Raw genomic sequence first — 21,581 nt, forward strand, 5'->3', positions numbered from 1 at the left:
CAGTCCTTGCAGGAAATTTACTGCGACTTTAGCAAAAAAAACGACTGAATTGATCGATGGTTGCGATTGCCGCGCTATTCGCGCGGCGTTTCATCCCAGCTATCGGGTGCAAGCTGTTGTCTGATATCAGGATAACGGCGCGGATCGAATTCCGGGCGCACCCCGAGTTTTCGCTGGCGCAGATAGTCGCTGGCGATGGTATGTACAACCGGAGAAAGCAGCAGAATCGCCGTCAGGTTAGTAATGGCCATACAGGCCATGATGATGTCCGCAAGTTGCCAGACCAGCGGAAAACTGATTAACGTACCGCCAATGACGGTGCAAACGGTGGCAATACGTAATAACCAGATAACCCGGATGTTGTCCAGTTTCAGGAAAATGAGGTTGTTTTCCGCATAAATGTAGTTGGCGACGATAGAGCTAAAGGCAAACAGAATCACTATTAAGGCAACGAATCCGGCCCCCCATTCACCCGTCAGCGAGACCATGGCTCGTTGCAGCAACTGGATGCCTTCCATTGGCACATAAGTGGTGCCATTACCCGCCAGTAAAATGATCATTGCGCTGGCCGTACAAAGAATTAGCGTATCGCCCAATACACCAATCATTTGCACAATGCCTTGTGCTGCAGGGTGTGGCGGCCAGGATGCTGCCGAGGCAGCTGCGTTCGGAGTTGAGCCCATTCCGGCTTCATTAGAGAACATACCGCGCTGAAAACCGCTGGCAATGGCCTGGCTTAGCGTATACCCGGCTGCACCGGCCGCGGCTTCCTGCCAACCAAAGGCGCTTTTTATGATGGTCATGATAATGCCGGGGAGCTGTCCGAAATGCCAAAGGCAGATGACGAGGCTACAACCGATCCACAGCAGCGCCATCATCGGAACAAACCATTGCATCAGGCGGGCAACGCCTTTAATGCCGCCGACAATGACCAGTAATGACACTATTGCCAGTGCGATACCGGAGAAGAGGGGAGGGATGTCAAAAGCAAAGGTCAACGCACGAGAGACTGAGTTTGCCTGCACGCTGTTAAAAATCAGGCCATAGGCAATGAGTAAAAAGATGGCAAACAGTACGCCCATCCAGCGCATGCCCAATCCACGGGCCATATACCATGCAGGACCGCCGCGAAACTGTCCCTTGCTGTCGCGCTCTTTATACAGCTGGGCAAGGGAACATTCGGCGAATGAGGTTGCCATACCAATGACCGCCGAGACCCACATCCAGAAAATGGCTCCTGCGCCGCCGGCGGCGATCGCCAACGCCACACCCGCCAGATTCCCGCTACCGACGCGCGCGGCAAGACTGGTGCACAGAGCCTGAAAAGAAGTTAAACCGCCCGGCTGCGGGCTGATGCTGTTTTTAAGACTTTTGCCAAACTGGCGAATATAGCGGAACTGCACGAACCCTGTACGCCAGGTGAACCAACATCCTGCGCCAAGCAGGAGGTAGATCATCACCGATCCCCAGAGTATTTCATTAATAAATGAGAAAAAATCAGGCATTAACATCCCTCTTGTTGATGCCGGTAAGCGCGAATAATCCCGTGTAAGCGCTACCAATTATCGACCAGTATATACCTTATAAGGTGATTGATTGCGGGAGTTTACCATAACAATGGGTATATCCTTAATTGCGCATCACGAGCTGTGAGATGCGTAATCAGGGCTGAGCGGCGGGTCGGACAATCCAGGCGGTTGCGCTGAGAGTGCGTCGTGCTATCATCAGGGAAGATCGGTTACATCCCCCTAACAAGCTGTTTAAAGAGAATCGCTATCATGACGGACAAATTGACCTCCCTTCGTCAGTTCACCACAGTAGTGGCCGACACCGGAGACATCGCGGCAATGAAGCTGTATCAGCCTCAGGATGCCACAACTAACCCTTCTCTCATTCTTAACGCAGCGCAGATCCCAGAATACCGCAAGCTGATTGATGACGCTGTAGCCTGGGCTAAGCAGCAGAGCAACGACCGCGCACAGCAGATCGTCGACGCGACCGACAAACTGGCAGTAAATATCGGTCTGGAGATCCTGAAACTGGTTCCGGGTCGTATTTCTACTGAAGTTGACGCTCGTCTGTCCTACGACACCGACGCGTCCATCGCGAAAGCAAAACGTCTGATCAAAATGTACAACGATGCTGGCATCAGCAACGATCGCATTCTGATCAAACTGGCTTCAACCTGGCAGGGCATCCGTGCCGCTGAGCAGCTGGAAAAAGAAGGTATCAACTGTAACCTGACTCTGCTGTTCTCCTTCGCGCAGGCGCGCGCATGTGCAGAAGCTGGCGTATACCTGATTTCTCCGTTTGTTGGTCGTATTCTGGACTGGTACAAAGCCAACACTGACAAGAAAGAGTATGCACCGGCAGAAGATCCGGGTGTGGTTTCCGTAACGGAAATCTACGAGTACTACAAACAGCACGGTTACGAAACCGTGGTGATGGGTGCGAGCTTCCGTAACGTCGGCGAAATCATTGAGCTGGCAGGCTGCGATCGTCTGACGATTGCACCGGCACTGCTGAAAGAACTGGCGGAAAGCGAAGGCACTATCGAACGTAAACTGTCCTTCTCTGGTGAAGTGAAAGCGCGTCCTGCACGCATCACCGAAGCTGAGTTCCTGTGGCAGCACAACCAGGATCCGATGGCTGTAGACAAACTGGCGGACGGTATCCGTAAGTTTGCTGTAGACCAGGGTAAACTGGAAAAAATGATCGGCGATCTGCTGTAATCATTAATGCGTGGCCCTGATATGGGTCACGCTACCTCTTCTGAAACCTGTCTGTCCTTCCCTTCGCAGTGTATCATTCTGTTTAACGAGACTGTTTAAACGGAATAATCATGAATACTTTACGCATTGGCCTGGTTTCCATTTCTGACCGTGCTTCCAGCGGCGTTTACCAGGATAAAGGTATCCCGGCCCTTGAAGAGTGGTTGGCATCTGCCCTTACCACCCCTTTTGAGCTGCAAACGCGACTGATCCCGGATGAACAGGCGATCATCGAACAGACCTTATGCGAGCTGGTGGATGAAATGAGCTGTCATCTGGTGCTGACTACCGGCGGAACGGGGCCGGCCCGCCGCGATGTAACGCCTGATGCCACGCTGGCCGTAGCCGACCGCCAGATGCCGGGCTTTGGCGAGCAGATGCGCCAGATAAGCCTGCACTTTGTGCCAACGGCTATTCTCTCCCGCCAGGTTGGTGTGATTCGTAAACAGGCGTTGATTCTGAATCTGCCAGGGCAGCCGAAATCGATCAAAGAAACGCTGGAAGGCGTGAAAGATGGCGACGGTAAGGTTATCGTGCCGGGTATATTTGCAAGTGTACCGTATTGTATACAGCTGCTGGATGGGCCGTATGTGGAAACTGCACCGGCTGTTGTAGCATCTTTTCGTCCTAAAAGCGCAATCCGCGATACAAACGCCTGAAAGTAGCCCGATCGTGACATAAGTGCCAATGACAGTGGAGTATTGAATTGTTTACGATATAGTAATTTTTGCTTTACATATATCGACAGACAGATTCAATAACTCCACTGACTCATGGTTTGCTATGTCACAACACACTCGACCGCTGAATCGCCAGGATTATAAAACTCTTACGCTTGCTGCCCTCGGCGGTGCGCTTGAGTTTTATGATTTCATTATCTTCGTCTTCTTTGCCGCTGTTGTTGGCGAACTCTTCTTCCCGGCAGACATTCCTGAATGGCTACGTCAGGTGCAAACCTTCGGCATTTTTGCCGCCGGATATCTGGCGCGTCCACTGGGTGGCATCATCATGGCGCACTTTGGCGATCTGGTCGGGCGTAAGAAAATGTTCACCCTGAGCATTTTGCTGATGGCGATACCGACGCTGGCGATTGGTCTTTTGCCTACCTACGCCTCAATGGGGATCCTCGCGCCGCTGCTGTTACTCCTGATGCGCATTTTGCAAGGCGCTGCCATCGGCGGAGAAGTGCCGGGCGCGTGGGTGTTCGTGGCAGAGCACGTACCGGAGCGCCGCATCGGCATTGCCTGTGGCACGCTGACCGCCGGGCTGACGGTGGGGATTCTGCTGGGATCGGTGGTTGCGACGCTGGTGAATACCAGCCTGACGCAGCAGGCGGTGCATGACTACGGCTGGCGTATCCCGTTCTTGTTGGGTGGCGTGTTTGGGCTGGTGGCGATGTACCTGCGTCGCTGGTTGCAGGAAACGCCCATCTTCCTCGAAATGCAGCAGCGTAAAGCGCTGGCGCAAGAGCTACCGGTGAAGTCGGTGGTGAGCAAACATAAAAAAGCGGTGGTCATTTCCATGCTGCTGACCTGGCTGTTATCGGCCGGGATTGTGGTGGTGATCCTGATGTCGCCAGTCTGGTTGCAGAAGCAGTATGGTTTTGCACCGGCGTTGACGTTACAAGCCAACAGTGTCGCGACCATTATGCTGTGCGTCGGCTGTCTGCTGGCCGGGTTTATTGTCGACCGGGTCGGCGCCAGCAAAACCTTTATTGTCGGCAGCCTGCTGCTGGCCTGTTCAAGCTGGTTTTTCTATCATCTGACCGGCAGCCATCCTCAGCACTTGTTCTTGCTATATGGGCTGGTAGGGTTGTGCGTTGGCGTGGTGGGGGCTGTGCCTTATGTGATGGTGCGGGCGTTTCCGGCGGAGGTCCGCTTTACCGGAATCTCCTTTTCTTACAACGTGTCGTACGCCATTTTTGGTGGTCTGACACCAATAGCCGTGACGATGTTAATGAGCGTGTCGCCAATGGCTCCGGCCTGGTATGTGCTGGCGTTATCGCTGGTGGGGCTAGGTCTGGGGATTTGGCTGCGACAGGATATTTATCATCGCGATACAAGCGTGCAGGGAGAGTTACAGCGCTTGTAAGGAATATCCCCCCGTCCGGGGGGATAGCGTCAGATTAGTGCGCTTCACCGATCGGCAGGATGGTACGGCCAAACTGTTCGTTCAGCACTTCACCCATCGCCAGGTAAATGGCGCTTGCGCCACACACTAAGCCAATCCAGCCAGCAACGTGAATGATCGCTTCGTTACCTGCAATGTTGCCGACCGCCAGCAGTGCGAACAGCACTGTCAGGCTCAGGAAGACAAACTGCAACGCGCGGTTAGCTTTCAGCGTGCCGAAGAACATGAACAGTGTAAACACGCCCCACAGACCCAGGTATACGCCCAGGAACTGACCATTGGTTGCATCCGCCAGGCCCATTTTCGGCATGATCAGGATTGCAACCAGCGTCAGCCAGAACGAACCGTAGGAGGTAAAGGCGGTTAAACCGAAGGTGTTGCCTTTTTTATATTCCAGCAGACCGGCAAATATTTGCGCGATACCGCCGTAGAAAATGCCCATCGCCAGAATAATAACGTCAAAGGCGAAGAAACCCGCGTTGTGCAGGTTAAGCAGAATGGTGGTCATGCCAAAGCCCATCAGGCCCAGCGGTGCCGGATTAGCCAACTTAGTGTTGCCCATAATTCCTCAAAATCATCATTGATTGAATGGTGAAATAGTTTCCCCAAATAACGATCACTGTCTTCGGGGCGCGGCATGATAATCAGGGGAGAGGGCACTGTCTATGATCTAACGAAGGGAAAATGAATTATTTTCCCTGTGATGGGCATCACGCTTATGCATGGTTGATCATTTTGCTAAGACAGACGATTTGAAGTACCGCCGGGATCTGAGGGATTTGGTGGACGATCTGGTGAGAAATACCCATCGCCAGATGGCGCTGCGTCATGGGCGCGGCAGTGGTTATTCCAGTTCAAAGGCTTTCGCATCAACCGCGTGTCGGCCCCGCATGTTTTCTATGGCTTCTGAATCAAAATGTGCAGAATTAATCGTCGCCAATAACTTTCAGCGTTGCCATGTCAGAGGAGTTTACTGACTGGCCTGAGAAGGTGATTTTAGACACGCAACGTTTATTGTCGTTATCGCTATTAATAGTGATCCAATTAGTCGTTTGTCCCTCTTTAATGGATGACGGGACGTTCAGGCTTTGGCTGGAAGTGCGTACTGCTTTGAAGTAGACGGATGCGCCGTTAAGTTTAATATCGCCGCGATCGGCGGTGAGCTGAATGCGCTTCACTACCCGGCAAACGGGAATTCTCAGCGTGAGATCGTTGGTTGCGTTGCGGGGCATCGCAATCATACCCAGAACTTTATGATCGTTAGCGTGCGCAGCGCTGCTCAGCAGCAGGCCCATAAGCAGGCTGGTTGAAAGGGTTAACACGGATTTCATGGAATTTCTCTTTGACGGCTGTAAAAGTGTGTGACATCAGACCATCTTACCGCCGACGGGAAACCGTTTCATGGTCGTAATCTTTTCTTTTTATTACAATTTTCACATGAATGACTGTGCTGGTTTTGATTTGTTTCGTGAATTAATTTTGGTTAGAAACTATTCGTTTTTTTGCCTTTCTGCCTTTTTACCTTAATTTTATCGCCACTGTGCTAAAAAAAATTTTCATGCCCCCCTTGATGACGTGGGTTACGACCCCATCTTGTAGACAACCGCAGTGGTGAGTCTGAAAAAAAACGATTCAGGGTAGTTGAAACCGCACGTTTCGCCCTTATTACAGATTCACAACCACATGATGACCGAATTTTTAGTGGAGACGTTTAGATGGGTAAAATTATTGGTATCGACCTGGGTACTACCAACTCTTGTGTAGCGATTATGGATGGCACTACTGCACGTGTGCTGGAGAACGCCGAGGGCGATCGCACCACGCCTTCTATCATTGCTTATACCCAGGATGGTGAAACTCTGGTTGGTCAGCCGGCTAAACGTCAGGCAGTGACAAACCCGCAAAACACCCTGTTTGCGATTAAACGCCTGATTGGCCGCCGCTTCCAGGACGAAGAAGTACAGCGTGATGAAGCCATCATGCCGTACAAAATCATCGGTGCTGACAACGGTGATGCATGGATTGACGTAAAAGGTCAGAAAATGGCACCGCCGCAGATTTCTGCTGAAGTGCTGAAAAAAATGAAGAAAACGGCTGAAGATTACCTGGGCGAACCGGTAACTGAAGCGGTTATCACCGTACCTGCATACTTCAACGATGCTCAGCGTCAGGCAACCAAAGATGCTGGCCGTATCGCAGGTCTGGAAGTAAAACGTATCATCAACGAACCGACCGCAGCGGCACTGGCTTACGGTCTGGATAAAGAAGTCGGCAACCGTACTATCGCGGTTTATGACCTCGGTGGTGGTACTTTCGATATCTCTATTATCGAAATCGACGAAGTTGACGGCGAAAAAACTTTCGAAGTTCTGGCAACCAACGGTGATACCCACCTGGGTGGTGAAGACTTCGACAGCCGTATGATCAACTACCTGGTTGACGAATTTAAGAAAGATCAGGGTATCGATCTGCGTAATGACCCGCTGGCGATGCAGCGTCTGAAAGAAGCCGCTGAGAAAGCGAAGATCGAACTGTCTTCCGCTCAGCAGACCGACGTGAACCTGCCGTACATTACTGCAGACGCGACTGGTCCGAAACACATGAACATCAAAGTGACCCGTGCGAAACTGGAAAGCCTGGTTGAAGACCTGGTTAACCGTTCTATCGAGCCGCTGAAAGTTGCTCTGCAGGATGCTGGTCTGTCTGTTTCCGACGTTCAGGACGTTATCCTGGTCGGTGGTCAGACTCGTATGCCGATGGTACAGAAGAAAGTTGCTGAGTTCTTCGGTAAAGAGCCGCGTAAAGACGTTAACCCGGACGAAGCAGTGGCAATCGGTGCTGCCGTTCAGGGTGGTGTATTGACCGGTGATGTGAAAGACGTGCTGCTGCTGGACGTTACCCCGCTGTCTCTGGGTATCGAAACCATGGGTGGCGTGATGACTCCACTGATCGCGAAAAACACCACTATCCCGACCAAGCACAGCCAGGTGTTCTCTACCGCTGAAGACAACCAGTCTGCGGTAACTATCCACGTGCTGCAGGGTGAACGTAAACGCGCCGCTGATAACAAAGATCTGGGTCAGTTTAACCTGGATGGTATCAGCCCGGCTCCGCGCGGTATGCCGCAGATCGAAGTTACTTTTGACATCGATGCCGACGGTATCCTGCACGTTTCCGCGAAAGACAAAAACAGCGGTAAAGAGCAGAAGATCACCATCAAGGCTTCTTCTGGTCTGAACGAAGAAGAAATTCAGAAAATGGTTCGCGAAGCAGAAGCGAACGCAGAATCTGACCGTAAGTTTGAAGAGCTGGTTCAGACTCGTAACCAGGGTGACCATCTGCTGCACAGTACTCGTAAGCAGGTTGAAGAAGCAGGCGACAAACTGCCAGCTGACGACAAAACTGCCATCGAGTCTGCACTGACCGCGCTGGAAACTTCTCTGAAAGGCGAAGACAAAGCGGATATCGAAGCGAAAATGCAGGCGCTGGCACAGGTTTCCCAGAAACTGATGGAAATCGCTCAGCAGCAGCACGCACAGCAGCAGGCTGGTGCAGCAGGCGCTGATGCTTCTGCAAACAACGCGAAAGATGACGACGTTGTCGATGCCGAGTTTGAAGAAGTGAAAGACAAAAAATAATCGCCCTTTGAACGGGTAATTACTGGCACGGGCGAAGAGGTTTCCTCTCCGCCCGTGCACGCATGTTAGGGGCAGATAAAAAGAGATGGCTAAGCAAGACTATTACGAGATTTTAGGCGTTTCCAAATCAGCGGAAGAGCGTGAAATCAAAAAGGCCTACAAGCGCCTGGCCATGAAATTTCACCCGGACCGCAACCAGGGTGATAAAGAGGCCGAAGCCAAGTTTAAAGAGATCAAAGAAGCGTACGAAATCCTGACCGATGCGCAAAAACGTGCGGCTTACGATCAGTACGGTCATGCTGCGTTTGAGCAAGGCGGCATGGGCGGCGGCGGCGGTTTTGGCGGCGGGGCTGACTTCAGCGATATCTTTGGTGACGTGTTTGGCGATATCTTTGGCGGCGGTCGTGGTCGTCAGCGCGCCTCACGTGGTGCTGATTTACGTTACAACATGGATCTCACTCTGGAAGAAGCCGTGCGTGGCGTCACCAAAGAGATCCGTATTCCGACTCTGGAAGAGTGTGACGTCTGCCACGGTAGCGGTGCGAAGGCAGGTACTCAGCCACAGACCTGTCCAACCTGTCACGGTTCTGGTCAGGTACAGATGCGTCAGGGCTTTTTTGCCGTACAGCAGACCTGTCCACACTGTCAGGGCCGCGGTACGCTGATCAAAGATCCGTGCAACAAATGCCACGGTCATGGTCGTGTTGAGAAAAGCAAAACGCTGTCCGTTAAGATCCCGGCAGGGGTTGATACCGGCGACCGCATTCGTTTAGCGGGCGAAGGTGAAGCCGGTGAACATGGTGCGCCAGCAGGTGATTTGTACGTTCAGGTGCAGGTAAAACAGCACCCAATTTTCGAACGTGAAGGCAATAACCTGTACTGCGAAGTACCGATTAACTTTGCGATGGCTGCGCTGGGCGGCGAGATTGAAGTCCCAACGCTGGACGGTCGCGTGAAGCTAAAAATTCCGGGCGAAACGCAAACTGGCAAACTTTTCCGCATGCGTGGAAAGGGCGTCAAGTCTGTACGCGGTGGCGCTCAGGGCGACCTGCTGTGCCGCGTGGTGGTTGAAACCCCAGTGGGCCTGAACGACAAGCAGAAGCAACTGCTCAAAGATCTGCAGGACAGCTTTGGCGGCCCGACCGGCGAACAAAACAGTCCGCGCTCCAAAAGTTTCTTCGACGGTGTGAAGAAGTTCTTTGACGATCTGACGCGCTAAGCATACTGCCGTATATGATAAAAAGCCTGAAATTGGAAAATCTCAGGCTTTTATTTTTGGTTCTACTCTCACTGCCACTCCAGGCTTACCTGTTCAACAATGATATTTGTCTCAGCTTTCTCCGGCAAGGTATGTGCGACACTTGCAAATCCGGGTAATGTCTTCCATACCAATGGGTCTCCAATAACAAAAATGTGTTTTTTAGCCCTGGTAAGGGCCACGTTCAGAAGATTAGGTTTGCTCGAAGCCCATTCTGCGCCGCCGCGATTGTGTACATCACATCCGAGAACAAAAATAACGATGTCGTTTTCTTTCCCCTGAAAAGTATGGACTGTACCAACACAGCTTTTTTGCCACTCTTTTATTTCTTTATGTTTTAGTCGCGGTGAGTATTGTTGCCAACTGGCCAGCTCTCTTTGTTCAATCAGTTCCAACAACGCATATTTAACAGCCTTGAATGGAGTAATAACGTAAATAGACCCCAGCTCTATATTTTCCGTGAGTAGACGGTCCAGTAGCGTAATCAGGCTTTGACCGTGACTATCTCGGTACTGCTTGTCTCCCAAACCCCCTCTTGAAACCAACCAGTGGTTTTCAAGTTCGCCATTGACGAGACGACTACAGATTTTATCTGTATCAAGCCCGTGAATCATCCGGTTATTGTATGCCAGTTTATTAGCAATACTGAACATGGGTTCGATACAACGGCGATGTACCCATAATGGGATCCCAATCCAGATGTTATTGTTCATCATCTCTAATTTGCAGCCCCAATGATTGACGCGATCGGCAACCTGTTGGACTGAGAGCTTTTCTGGATTCCACTTTTCAGCATGCTCGTGTAGAAGATCCTGACAAAGGTGCCTAACCAGTGATGGAGAGGTGGTGAATACAGGCTCAATCTGTAACGGATCGCCCACAACGAGTACGCGTTTGGCGCGCCATATAGCGCCGACGGCCTGTTGAGGTGATGCCTGGCCAGCTTCATCGATCATTACCCAGCCAAGCTCGCCGCCTTTTACTCCATGCAGCATACGTCCCACTGAGGCAAAGGTTGTAGAGAGTACCGGGACAAACATGCATAACGTTTGCCACCAGGGGAGTGGCGTGGGCTCAAGATGAGGGGAATGTAAAAAATTCCTCAGGCGGAGCAGGAACATTTCTCTAAAGCGATCAACGCTCCCCATTGCCTCGTAAAGCCAGGCTTGATGAAGATCCATCGCAGCCATAAACAACAGTGAGCGTTGGCGGTTGATCTGAGCGTTTTGCCAGAATGCGGTGCGCTGTAAGCCAGCATTATCGATGGGTTTATGGCTATCAGGTAGAGCTATTCCTGAAAACTTATCCTTCAGGCCCCGCAATTTTTGTTCTATTTCCTCGCGCTGCAGGGCAATCCTGTCTATTTCTTGCTGTAAGCGGCGTTTTTGGGTGTCTGCCTCATTCAGTTGTTTACGCTGTTCAGAAACGAGCTGTGTTTTGTGTATTAATGATGCGCTAAGCGTTAAAAGATGCTGTTGTGTGTTACGTAATGATGTCTGGTAAGTCTGTACCTTTTTACGATTGAGCAAACGAGTCAGCAGGCCAGGTGCATCGGCTTCCTCTATTTTTTGCTGTTGCTTGGCATGCTGAATCTGTTTTTCAATTACGTCCCGCTCGGCTTCAAATTCCTTAAGTGCGCTAAGCCGATCTTCACATCGCACTGCCGCTTTTGCCATGTCCGAAGACAAAGCATCAGATGAACAGTAAGGTTTTTTTGCCAGCAGTTCGGCTAATTCTGCTAACTGTTTTTGCAGCTCTTCTGTTGTTTTCAGGCAGTGAATGAAATGCTGCTTTGCTGCGGTGAAAGAGAGTTTATTGTGGCAAGACTTCCAGCGCCAAAGGCTGAGAAAGTTTTCGTTGTCCGGTCTGGCCATTTCGACTGATGTGTCGCGTAAAAAATGCTCATCAAACAGTAGTCTTTGGGCGAATTTTGTACGATTTGTTTTTCTTCCAAGAGCTACTGAAATTAATCCCCAACACTGTTTTTCTGTCGCAAGAGGACGAAAGAGATGGTAATTACGCTCAGTTCCTTTTCCATCTTTATCTCTTTTATGCGCAGATTTGGGCAGGGATTTTGCTGCAACTTGATTTGCGGTCGGTGACAAATAGTCAAGATAACGAAATTCTTCGGCCAGCGATTTCTTTTGCGGTAATTCGTTAGAGATATTTTCTACGGCTGCATTATTGGATGAGGCCACAATCATTTCGAAACCGGTCAGTTCCGGGACGATAAAGCCTTCATGGGTAAGCGTATCTTCCACATTGCTGAAGCCCGCAAGGACTCTCGCTCGTTCAACGACATTATGCGCAACTAAATCACGCAGCAACGTCGTTTTCCCCGTTCCCGGAGGCCCATTTACTGATAGTAATCCACCTTCAGCAAGCTCTTCTACCGCCGTATTTATTGCAAACTGCTGCATTAATGACATCGCGTGCTCTGGCTCTGAAGGCCAACGCCCCAGAGGCATTTTAGTCGGATGCAGCTTATCGATAATGGCTGTTAGTCCTTTCTGAGAATAGAGATCTGGGTTTCTGTGAACACGGTGAGTGAGGTAAGTATTGAGTGTTCGGCATCGAGTGTCTTCCAATGATGACATTGCATCTTCAATATCCTCAAAAAAGAAGCTATTTAAGATGGGAAGTACTAATGCTTTTTCATTGTCGCTTATGAGGTCTTCCGTTTCGCTAGCTTCTTCTTGTTCCGTGTCCTGGCTCTCATTGTTGCCGTTAAACCAGTCAATTTGTATTGCATATTGCCATTCAGGTGCAAAGTCCGCCCATGATGTTAAATGAGTGTCGAGCAGCGTGAGAATATTGCTTGCGCGCAATACACCCGGGCCTTTTTCCCTTACGGGCTCTAACGTAACGCAGAAATCATTGAATGTATCGGCAAGATGCATACAATCGACCGCAAAGACTGATGAGTCGAGTTTGTGGAATTGACGTTTTTTAAGATGGCCCAACGCCCAGGGTAGCGAACTTACCGACAGTTTATCTCTCGTGGGTACACCTTCTCCGTTCAACTGCATCTTAGCAAAACAGGTTGTCCCTTCCTGATCCAAGCGCTGTTCGCATTCGTCGTCATTTTCCTCATTTGTTCCAAGAACCTCCTGACTAATGCGGCTGACGATATTTTTCTCAAATAGCCCTACGTGAACAATAAATGATGCCTTCGGCGGAATGTCATATTGCTGGCGTAATTTCTCTGAATGCCACGGAAGTGAAGCATCACCTAATGTAATGAGTTTTTTTAGTGGGATCAGCAGGCTTTTATCTTTTCTTTCAAGCGTATAAGGCTGAAAAAATTCAATGCGTTGCCAGGTTCTTAATATTTCTTGCGGGAGAGGTGTCGAGTCCATCTTAGCTCTTTGATTATTATCCCAATATATCAATGAATACGAGAATACTCTGATCCAAGAATTTTTGAAGATCTGAGAGGAGGAATCATTCTCTCTGGCGGTAATGGCACAGGCAGAACATCTTGATGATTGCTGAAATTTTTACTCGTAAAAACCGATCTATCTATCATGAATAATCTAATTTTAACGAGCTTTTTGAGGGTGTAAGATAGTATTTACGAAGTATTCACCCAATAGAGAGAATAAAAGTGAAACATCTGCATCGTTTTTTTAGTAGTGACGCCTCGGGGGGCATCATTCTGATCATCGCAGCCGTGGTCGCTATGCTGATGGCAAATATCGGGGTTACCAGTGGATGGTACCACGCCTTTTTGGAAACGCCCGTTCAACTGCGGGTTGGCGCGCTTGAGATCAACAAAAATATGCTGCTGTGGATCAACGACGCGTTGATGGCGGTGTTCTTCCTGTTGATTGGTCTGGAAGTAAAGCGCGAGTTAATGCAAGGTTCGCTGGCCAGTCTGCGTCAGGCGGCGTTCCCGATCATTGCTGCTATCGGGGGCATGATTGTCCCGGCGCTGCTGTACCTGGCATTCAACTATGCCGATCCCATCACCCGTGAAGGGTGGGCGATCCCGGCGGCAACGGATATCGCTTTTGCGTTAGGTGTGCTGGCGTTGTTGGGCAGTCGTGTACCACTGGCGTTGAAAATCTTCCTGATGGCGCTGGCGATTATTGATGACCTCGGCGCTATCGTAATCATCGCACTGTTCTATACCAGCGACCTCTCGCTGCTGTCGCTGGGCGTTGCCGCGTGCGCGATCCTTGTTCTGGCAGGATTGAATCTGTGCGGAGTGAGACGCACCGGTATTTATATTCTGGTCGGCGTAGTGCTGTGGACTGCCGTACTGAAGTCTGGCGTGCATGCAACTCTGGCGGGCGTGATCGTGGGCTTCTTCATTCCATTGAAGGAAAAACATGGGCGTTCACCGGCGAAGCGACTGGAGCATGTTCTGCATCCATGGGTGGCATACCTGATCCTGCCACTGTTTGCCTTCGCCAACGCAGGCGTTTCACTGCAGGGCGTCACTATTGATGGACTGACCTCGATATTACCGCTGGGGATCATTGCGGGTTTGTTGATCGGTAAGCCGTTGGGTATCAGTCTGTTTTGCTGGCTGGCGTTACGCCTCAAGGTGGCGCAATTGCCGGAAGGAACGAATTTCCAGCAGATTATGGCGGTCGGTATTCTTTGCGGTATTGGCTTTACGATGTCGATTTTTATTGCCAGCCTGGCGTTTGGCAACGTCGATCCTGAGCTGATTAACTGGGCAAAACTGGGGATCCTGATCGGCTCCTTGTTGTCGGCAGTGATAGGTTACTGCTGGTTACGTGCCCGGTTGAACGCATCAGCCTGACGGGATAACCCTTTCGTGACAATTTTCAGGGAGAGAGTATGTCTCATATAAATTACAACCATCTGTACTACTTTTGGCATGTCTATAAAGAAGGGTCAGTGGTTGGTGCAGCAGAAGCGCTTTATCTGACACCGCAGACCATTACCGGGCAGATTAAAGCGCTTGAGGAACGCTTACAGGGAAAATTGTTTAAGCGGAAGGGGCGTGGGCTGGAGCCCAGTGAGTTAGGCGAATTGGTTTTTCGTTACGCGGATAAGATGTTCACCTTAAGCCAGGAAATGCTGGATATCGTGAACTACCGCAAAGAGTCTAATTTGCTGTTCGATGTTGGCGTGGCGGATGCGCTATCGAAGCAGTTGGTCAGCAGCGTACTGGATGCCGCTGTGGTTGAAGATGAACAAATCCATCTGCGTTGTTTTGAGTCAACGCACGAGATGCTGTTGGATCAACTTAGCCAACATAAGCTGGATATGATTATCTCCGACTGCCCGATCGATTCTACGCAGCAGGAAGGGTTGTTCTCAGTGCGGATAGGCGAGTGCAGCGTGAGTTTTTGGTGCACCAAACCGCTGCCTGAAAAACCATTCCCGGCCTGCCTTGAGGAGCGTCGGTTGCTGATCCCTGGACGTCGTTCGATGCTCGGACGTAAGCTGCTGAACTGGATCAACTCACAAGGATTGAATGTCGAAATCCTCGGTGAGTTTGATGACGCTGCGCTGATGAAAGCGTTTGGGGCAACGCATAATGCTATTTTTGTTGCACCTACTCTGTATTCGCACAATTTCTATGCTGATGATTCTATTGTTGAAATTGGACGCGTAGAAAATGTGATGGAAGAGTATCACGCCATATTTGCGGAAAGAATGATCCAGCATCCGGCGGTGCAGCGTATTTGCAATGCGGACTACTCGGCATTGTTCAAGCCACAGTAGACATACTTACCGTAATACTTCCGGCTGCGGTACTCACCCGCAGCCGGTTTCATGCTATAGCCTCAATAAGCTACGATACTGCCCACCTTCGCGGATAAATACCGGAATTCTGTTCAATGGCGCGGCATAGTGCAACGTTTGCCCTCCCGAATAACTCTCGCCGGTCGTAAGATCCGTCCATGTTTCCCCTTCCGGTAGCCAGACATCACGTTCGCGCATACCTTCATGCATTACGGGGGCAATCAGCAGGTCAGGACCAAAACAGTACTGGTCGGTGATTGCCCAACTTGTTTCCTGTTCGGGGAAATCAAAAAACAGGGGGCGCATCACTGGTGTATTGTGCTTATGGGTTTCCTCCATCAGCGCTTTAATATAGGGCTTCAGTTTCTCTCGCAACGCCAGGCAATCCGTCAGTACGTCACACACGTCCTCACCGTAGCTCCAGACTTCGTTCGGTGCACCGGTAGGACACTGGGCGATACCATCCCGGTACGGTTGTTCCGGTAAAATCTGCGGATCGCGGTTGCCGTGCAGACGCATCACCGGGCTAAATACGCCCCACTGGAACCAGCGGATCAGCAGTTCATGGAAATGTGGGTCGTGAATATTACCGCCATGAAAACCACCGATATCCGTCGTCCACCACGGTATCCCCGCGATTCCCATATTGAGTCCGGCGGCAAACTGGTTGCGTAGCGATCTAAACGAGGAGTGAATATCACCTGACCAGACCAGTGCGCCATACTTTTGACTGCCGGCCCAGGCGCAGCGTAGCAGGTTGATAACCTTGTCTTCACCATCGGCTTTCATACCATCAAAAAAGGTTTTGGCGTACATTCGCGGGTAGATATTGCCCACTTCCAGTACCGGCCCGGCATGGTAGCGATAGTTGTCATAGTCATAAACGCTGAACTCAGGTTCGGCTTCGTCTAACCAGAATAGCTTCACGCCTTTATCATAATAGTTGCGTTTGGCTTTGCCCCAGACGTAGTCCCGCGCACCCGGATGGGTAGCATCAAAGAAAGTGGTGTTGCCGAGGAAATCCATATTGATCGGCAAGCCACGTTCCGTTTGTACCAGCCAGCCGTTTTCGCGCATCTCCCGATAGCTTTCGGTGCGGTTATCCACCGTCGGCCAGACGGAGACCATCAGCTCAATTCCCAGCGATTTCAGCTCGGCAATCATGGCATCAGGGTCGGGCCAGTCGCGCGCATCGAACATCCAGTCACCCTGATTCGGCCAGTGAAAGAAGTCGATAACGATCACCGAGATAGGCAGATTGCGGCGCTTATATTCGCGGGCAACCTCCAGCAGCTCTGCCTGCGTACGATAGCGGAGTTTGCACTGCCAGAAGCCCATGGCGTAGTCCGGCATCATCGGCGGTGTGCCGGTAGCCAGCGCATATGCCCGGCTAATTTCTGCTGGGGTATCGCCAGCCGTGATCCAGTAGTCCAGCTGTTCGCTGACCTGTGCTTCCCATTCGGTAACGTTGTGGGCAAAGGTTACGCGCCCGACTGCCGGGTTGTTCCATAAAAATCCGTAGCCCAGACTGGAGAGCATAAACGGTACTGAGGCCTGGGAGTTACGTTGCGCCAGCTCAAGAACGCATCCTTTGAGATCCAGGTTAGCCTGTTGATACTGCCCCATACCATAAATTTTTTCCCCTTCGGTGGCTTCGAAGCGGGCTTTAAGTGAATATTTCCCACCCTGAATAGGTCGGAATTCGCGCCCTTCAAGGTTGAGTGCGCTGACGTACTGGCCGTGAGAAGATTCATCCTCGCCAATTTCGCCCCGCAGGCGCCAGAACTCCTGCAACAGAGGTTTGTGTGGATGGCGGTAAAAGGTAACTTGTCCTTTTTTATTGACGATAGCGATAATTTTGCCGTTGGTCAGCGTCGCCTGGTGGTGCTCATAATCAATGTGGCAGTGGCTTTCTGCGACTGGCTCAGTCAATGCCCAGTCTTCATTTCTCATTACCGGCAGATGACGGCCACTGCGTACGCGCAGGCTGTTCTCGCCCCAGGGTTCAATCCATAAATAGCGATCGTTTTGCTGCCAGACCAGGCGACGCGGGTCATGTTGCATAAATGGCATGGTGGTGCCTCCCATATTTCGAGGGTGAAGGTAAAGATCGTTTTTAGTTGATGGTTTCCAGATCGTGGCGAATCTTCTCTTCCATCGCTTCGTATTTACGAAAGAAAAGTAGTGGGATCGCTGCGAGCGCGAAGAGTAGGGCGGGTGCCCAGATAAAGGCCCAGGTAATTCCCTCCAGACCCGCAGCACTCTGGGCATGGTTGGGGACATAGCCAAAACAGTTCATGATCCAGGCAGCGAAAGCGGTACCGAGGCCACTACCCATCTTGATGCAGAAGGTGCTGCCGAAGGCGATAAGAATGCCGGTAGCTTTAATACCCGTCTTCCAGGCACCGAAATCGACGGCGAAGCCCAGCATGGCAAACGGCATTGAGCAGGCGATACCGCTGCCGATATTGCCGAGTATCCAGGCGGCGATGAGAAAAGGAATGTTATCTGCTGCCAGCCACATCATGACGCCGCCAAGCGCGGCGACCAGCAGACCGCCTACCCATATCCATGTTTTAGCCAGGTATTTGCTAAAGAAGGGGATAGCGATGATAAACAGGATCTGAATTGTCGCCAGGCTGTTAATCAGTGGAACCAGATCTTTGCGGTCGAGGTTGTAGGTCAGATAGTAGACAATCGTTGTGGAGCGTTGTTGTAGGGCAATCCAGAAGATCAGGTTTGCCAGCACCATCAGGATCCATGGCCAGTTGCCTTTCATTGCCGCAAAACTCTTTTTCATCGGCAATTTAGGTTCTTGCTGTATTTTATCCGTATCCATTTCACGGATATTTTTAAAGGCGAAAAGCGTTAGCGAACAGGATATTACGGCAAATATAATTGCCGTATAAATAAAACCTGCATGATCATTTCCGTTACCTAAAAAAGCAACTAACGGCAGTGCAGTCGCATTCATTAATAAAACCCCAATCTGCCCACCGGTCATTCGCCAGGAATTTAAAACCAGTCTTTCCTTAGGAGATAAGGTCATCAGAGGTAATATTGCACTGAGTGGTGTATTAAGTCCGGTAAATAGAATGCTGGCAATCATATAAGATATTGCTGCATAGATAGCTTTTCCGGTCATACTGATATCAGGAGACCAAAATGACAGGGCGCTGAATACGGCAAAAGGTAATGGCAACCATAAAAACCAGGGGCGGCATTTACCGTAACGCGAACGCGTTTTATCGATGATGATCCCCCATATGGGGGCGTCTATGCCATCGACAATACGCGCCAGCAGCAGGATGACGCCTGCTACGGCGAGGCTAATACCTGCAACGTCTGTGTAGAAATATAAAATGTAAGTTGAACCGAAACAATACAGCAGATTACCCGCCACATCCAAAGAGCCGTAGCTAATACGCTGTAGTAAAGATAATGATGTTGACCCGCATGACTGGGTATCCTCAATAACAGAACTCATAATAATAACTCCGATACTGGAACGATACGCCCAGAAAAACAGCTTCTACTTTCCAAGCAAGTTTTAAATATTATTTTTTATGTCGTTACTGAATTTAACCTCAGATTAAAATGAGTGAGTAAGGTGTACATGAAAAGTAGTTAACCCTACCGCGGTAATGACTCCAACTTACTGATAGTGTTTTATGTTCAAATAATGCCCGATGACCTTGTCATGCAACTCCACCGATTTTGAGAACGACAGTGACTTCCGTCCCAGCCTTGCCAGATGTTGTCTCAGATTCAGGTTATGTCGCTCAATGGGGAGCCCGCAGAATTCGGAAAAAATCGTACGCTAAGGTTTTCCGGGCATCCGTAAGGGCCGAAACTTCCCGTCTTCCAGTCTGCGGCTCTGCCGCCAGACGTAATCGCCGGTTAGGTTGATGTGCTCCCAGCCCAGCGGCGACAGGAATTGCAGCAGCTCGCCGTCCACCGGCTTGCCGGCCTCGACCAACCCCTGGGTGGCGCGTTCCAGGTACACCGTGTTCCACAGCACGATAGCCGCCGTCACCAGGTTGAGGCCGCTGGCCCGGTAGCGCTGCTGCTCGAAGCTCCGATCCCTGATTTCCCCAAGGCGGTTGAAGAACACCGCCCTGGCCAGCGAGTTGCGCGCCTCACCTTTGTTCAGGCCGGCATGCACGCGGCGGCGCAGTTCAACACTTTGCAGCCAGTCCAGGATGAACAGCGTGCGCTCGATCCGGCCCAGCTCGCGCAGGGCCACGGCCAGTCCGTTCTGGCGCGGGTAGCTGCCGAGCTTGCGCAGCATCAGCGAGGCGGTGACGGTGCCCTGCTTGATCGAGCTGGCCAGGCGCAGGATGTCGTCCCAGTGGGCACGCACGTGCTTGATGTTCAGGGTGCCGCCGATCAGCGGGCGCAACGTCGGGTAGGCTTGCACGCCCTGCGGCACGTACAGCTTGGTTTCGCCGAGGTCGCGGATGCGCGGCGCGAAGCGGAAGCCTAGCAGGTGCATCAGGGCAAAGACGTGATCGGTGAAGCCGGCCGTGTCGGTGTAGTGCTCCTCGATCCGCAGGTCGGACTCGTGGTACAGCAGGCCGTCGAGCACATAGGTGGAATCGCGGACGCCGACATTCACCACGCGGGTGCTGAACGGCGCGTACTGGTCGGAGATATGGGTATAGAACAGCCGTCCCGGCTCGCTACCGTACTTCGGGTTGACGTGCCCGGTGCTCTCGCCCCGGCCACCCGCGCGGAAGCGCTGGCCATCGGAGGATGAGGTCGTGCCGTCGCCCCAGTGGGCGGCAAAGGCGTGGCGATACTGGTGGTTGACCAGCTCGGCCAAGGCCGCCGAATAGGTTTCGTCGCGGATGTGCCAGGCTTGCAGCCAGGACAGCTTGGCGTAGGTCAGGCCGGGGCTCGACTCGGCCATCTTGGTCAGCCCGAGGTTGATCGCATCACCGAGGATTGCGGACAGCAGCAACGTCCTGTCTTTGGCCTCGGCCCCGTCCTTCAAGTGGGTGAAGTGGCGGCTGAAGCCCGTCCAGTCGTCCACGTCCATCAGCAGTTCGGTGATCTTGATGCGCGGCAGTAACTGGCTGGTTTGGTCGATCAGCGCCTGCGCCCGATCCGGCACCGCCGCATCCAGCGGGGTGATTTTCAGCCCTGACTCGGTGAGGATGGCATCGGGCAGCTCGTTGTCCTTGGCCAGGCGGGTGACGGTGGCCAACTGCTCGTCCAGCAGCTGCAAACGCTCTTCCAGGTACTGGTCGCTGTTCGGGTTGATCGCCAGGGGCAGGGCCTGCTCGCGCTTGAGTGCGGCGAACTTCTCGGCCGGCAGCAGGTAGTCGTCGAAGTCGCGGAACTGCCGCGAGCCCTTGACCCAGATGTCGCCGGAGCGCAGGGCGTTCTTCAGCTCGGACAGGGCGCAGATTTCGTAGAATTTCCGGTCGAGGCCTTCCGGGGTGATCACCAGCGGCTTCCAGCGCGGCTTGATGAAGGCCGTGGGTGCATCGGCCGGCACCTTGCGCAGGTTGTCGGCGTTCATCTCACGCAGGGTCTGCACGGCTGCCAGCACGCCTTGCGCGGCCGGCCCGTGCTGTTCCCCAACTTTTCGCTCGGCGAAGAGTATGAACATGCGCCGCCGGCGACGAATCGCCAAATCTCACCGTATCTCCCGAGCGGACGATTTCGCACCGGTCTGCCCGTCGAAGGGCTTGCGATCGAACGGGGCGACCTTTTCTATGCATGTCCGCGAGCCAGCGTCTTTTATGGCACGGCGCTCGACGCCGACCTTCGGACGCGCGGCGTAAGCACGCTTGTCATGGCCGGGATAAGCACCACCGGCGTTGTTCTTTCAAGCGTCGCCTGGGCTAGTGATGCGGACTACGACGTGCGTTTGGTCCAGGACTGCTGCTACGACCCGGATCGGGATGCCCACGAAGCTCTGTTGCGTTCCGGGTTCGGCGGACGTGTACAGGTCGTGTAATTTTCGGGCCTCGCATGATCGCGGCCATAGCCGCAGGTGGATTGGTGCGAGGCAGGGCCAGTCCAAGTCAGGGTGCGGTCATCGCGGCG

At 52.0% G+C, this 21,581-nt stretch carries 14 protein-coding genes and 2 pseudogenes; 8 read left to right on the plus strand and 8 right to left on the minus strand.

Going from position 1 to position 21,581, the window contains the following annotated elements; genetic code table 11:
* Nucleotides 1-74: 74 nt before the first annotated feature.
* Complete coding sequence (locus OGY67_RS10420) at nt 75-1,505, minus strand: alanine/glycine:cation symporter family protein (protein WP_020996236.1); 1,431 nt, start codon at nt 1,503-1,505, stop codon at nt 75-77.
* A gap of 273 nt (nt 1,506-1,778) precedes the next feature.
* Between OGY67_RS10420 and tal the strand changes: the two genes are divergently transcribed.
* The 3 genes from tal to OGY67_RS10435 all read left to right on the plus strand — a co-directional run bounded on the left by tal (nt 1,779) and on the right by OGY67_RS10435 (nt 4,862).
* On the plus strand, nt 1,779-2,732 hold the full coding sequence (gene tal, locus OGY67_RS10425; protein ID WP_003829752.1) for a transaldolase: 954 nt from the start codon (nt 1,779-1,781) through the stop codon (nt 2,730-2,732).
* Nucleotides 2,733-2,842: 110 nt separating this feature from the next.
* A complete protein-coding gene (gene mog / locus OGY67_RS10430) occupies nt 2,843-3,430 on the plus strand; it encodes a molybdopterin adenylyltransferase (protein WP_286573936.1) in 588 nt (195 codons plus the stop codon).
* A gap of 124 nt (nt 3,431-3,554) precedes the next feature.
* The gene (locus OGY67_RS10435; RefSeq protein WP_003829746.1) at nt 3,555-4,862 is read left to right on the plus strand and encodes an MFS transporter; all 1,308 of its coding nucleotides are present in this window, start codon (nt 3,555-3,557) and stop codon (nt 4,860-4,862) included.
* Nucleotides 4,863-4,896: 34 nt separating this feature from the next.
* Here OGY67_RS10435 and satP read toward each other — a convergent pair whose 3' ends face one another.
* Together satP and OGY67_RS10445 are read right to left on the minus strand one after the other, a co-directional pair.
* A complete protein-coding gene (satP, locus tag OGY67_RS10440; protein ID WP_003829744.1) occupies nt 4,897-5,463 on the minus strand; it encodes an acetate uptake transporter in 567 nt (188 codons plus the stop codon).
* Nucleotides 5,464-5,827: 364 nt separating this feature from the next.
* Entirely contained in the window at nt 5,828-6,232 is a 405-nt protein-coding gene (locus OGY67_RS10445; protein WP_057066993.1) for a DUF2541 family protein, read from the minus strand.
* 384 nt (nt 6,233-6,616) lie between these two features.
* On the opposite strand from OGY67_RS10445, the gene dnaK reads away from it, so the two are divergent.
* Both dnaK and dnaJ read left to right on the plus strand, forming a co-directional pair.
* Nucleotides 6,617-8,539, plus strand: coding sequence for a molecular chaperone DnaK (gene dnaK, locus OGY67_RS10450; RefSeq protein WP_003829739.1), 1,923 nt, complete (start codon nt 6,617-6,619; stop codon nt 8,537-8,539).
* Nucleotides 8,540-8,624: 85 nt separating this feature from the next.
* Nucleotides 8,625-9,758, plus strand: coding sequence for a molecular chaperone DnaJ (gene dnaJ / locus OGY67_RS10455; RefSeq protein WP_003829737.1), 1,134 nt, complete (start codon nt 8,625-8,627; stop codon nt 9,756-9,758).
* A 68-nt stretch (nt 9,759-9,826) separates the two neighbouring features.
* Here the strand turns inward: dnaJ and OGY67_RS10460 are convergent, their stop codons facing one another.
* Nucleotides 9,827-13,156, minus strand: coding sequence for a DEAD/DEAH box helicase (locus OGY67_RS10460; RefSeq protein WP_286573937.1), 3,330 nt, complete (start codon nt 13,154-13,156; stop codon nt 9,827-9,829).
* 248 nt (nt 13,157-13,404) lie between these two features.
* Here OGY67_RS10460 and nhaA point away from each other — a divergent pair, with 248 nt between their 5' ends.
* Both nhaA and nhaR read left to right on the plus strand, forming a co-directional pair.
* Nucleotides 13,405-14,571 carry a Na+/H+ antiporter NhaA gene (nhaA, locus tag OGY67_RS10465; RefSeq protein ID WP_008786152.1) on the plus strand — a complete coding sequence of 389 codons (1,167 nt, stop codon included), beginning with the start codon at nt 13,405-13,407 and terminating at the stop codon, nt 14,569-14,571.
* Between the two features lie 38 nt (nt 14,572-14,609).
* A complete protein-coding gene (nhaR, locus tag OGY67_RS10470) occupies nt 14,610-15,503 on the plus strand; it encodes a transcriptional activator NhaR (protein ID WP_032942332.1) in 894 nt (297 codons plus the stop codon).
* A 54-nt stretch (nt 15,504-15,557) separates the two neighbouring features.
* Here the strand turns inward: nhaR and OGY67_RS10475 are convergent, their stop codons facing one another.
* The 4 genes and pseudogenes from OGY67_RS10475 to OGY67_RS10490 all read right to left on the minus strand — a co-directional run.
* Nucleotides 15,558-17,597 carry a glycoside hydrolase family 31 protein gene (locus OGY67_RS10475; RefSeq protein WP_286573938.1) on the minus strand — a complete coding sequence of 680 codons (2,040 nt, stop codon included), beginning with the start codon at nt 17,595-17,597 and terminating at the stop codon, nt 15,558-15,560.
* Nucleotides 17,598-17,640: 43 nt separating this feature from the next.
* Nucleotides 17,641-19,011, minus strand: coding sequence for an MFS transporter (locus OGY67_RS10480; protein ID WP_008786155.1), 1,371 nt, complete (start codon nt 19,009-19,011; stop codon nt 17,641-17,643).
* Between the two features lie 168 nt (nt 19,012-19,179).
* Nucleotides 19,180-19,311, minus strand: a pseudogene (locus tag OGY67_RS10485) (IS1 family transposase); the annotation flags it as partial.
* Nucleotides 19,312-19,344: 33 nt separating this feature from the next.
* Nucleotides 19,345-21,096 (minus strand): annotated as a pseudogene (locus tag OGY67_RS10490) (Tn3-like element TnAs1 family transposase); the annotation flags it as partial.
* 3 nt (nt 21,097-21,099) lie between these two features.
* Here OGY67_RS10490 and OGY67_RS10495 point away from each other — a divergent pair.
* On the plus strand, nt 21,100-21,492 hold the full coding sequence (locus OGY67_RS10495; RefSeq protein ID WP_001351729.1) for a cysteine hydrolase family protein: 393 nt from the start codon (nt 21,100-21,102) through the stop codon (nt 21,490-21,492).
* Nucleotides 21,493-21,581: the final 89 nt, after the last annotated feature.

Source organism: Citrobacter sp. Cpo015, from assembly GCF_030333035.1.
Lineage (GTDB): Bacteria > Pseudomonadota > Gammaproteobacteria > Enterobacterales > Enterobacteriaceae > Citrobacter > Citrobacter portucalensis.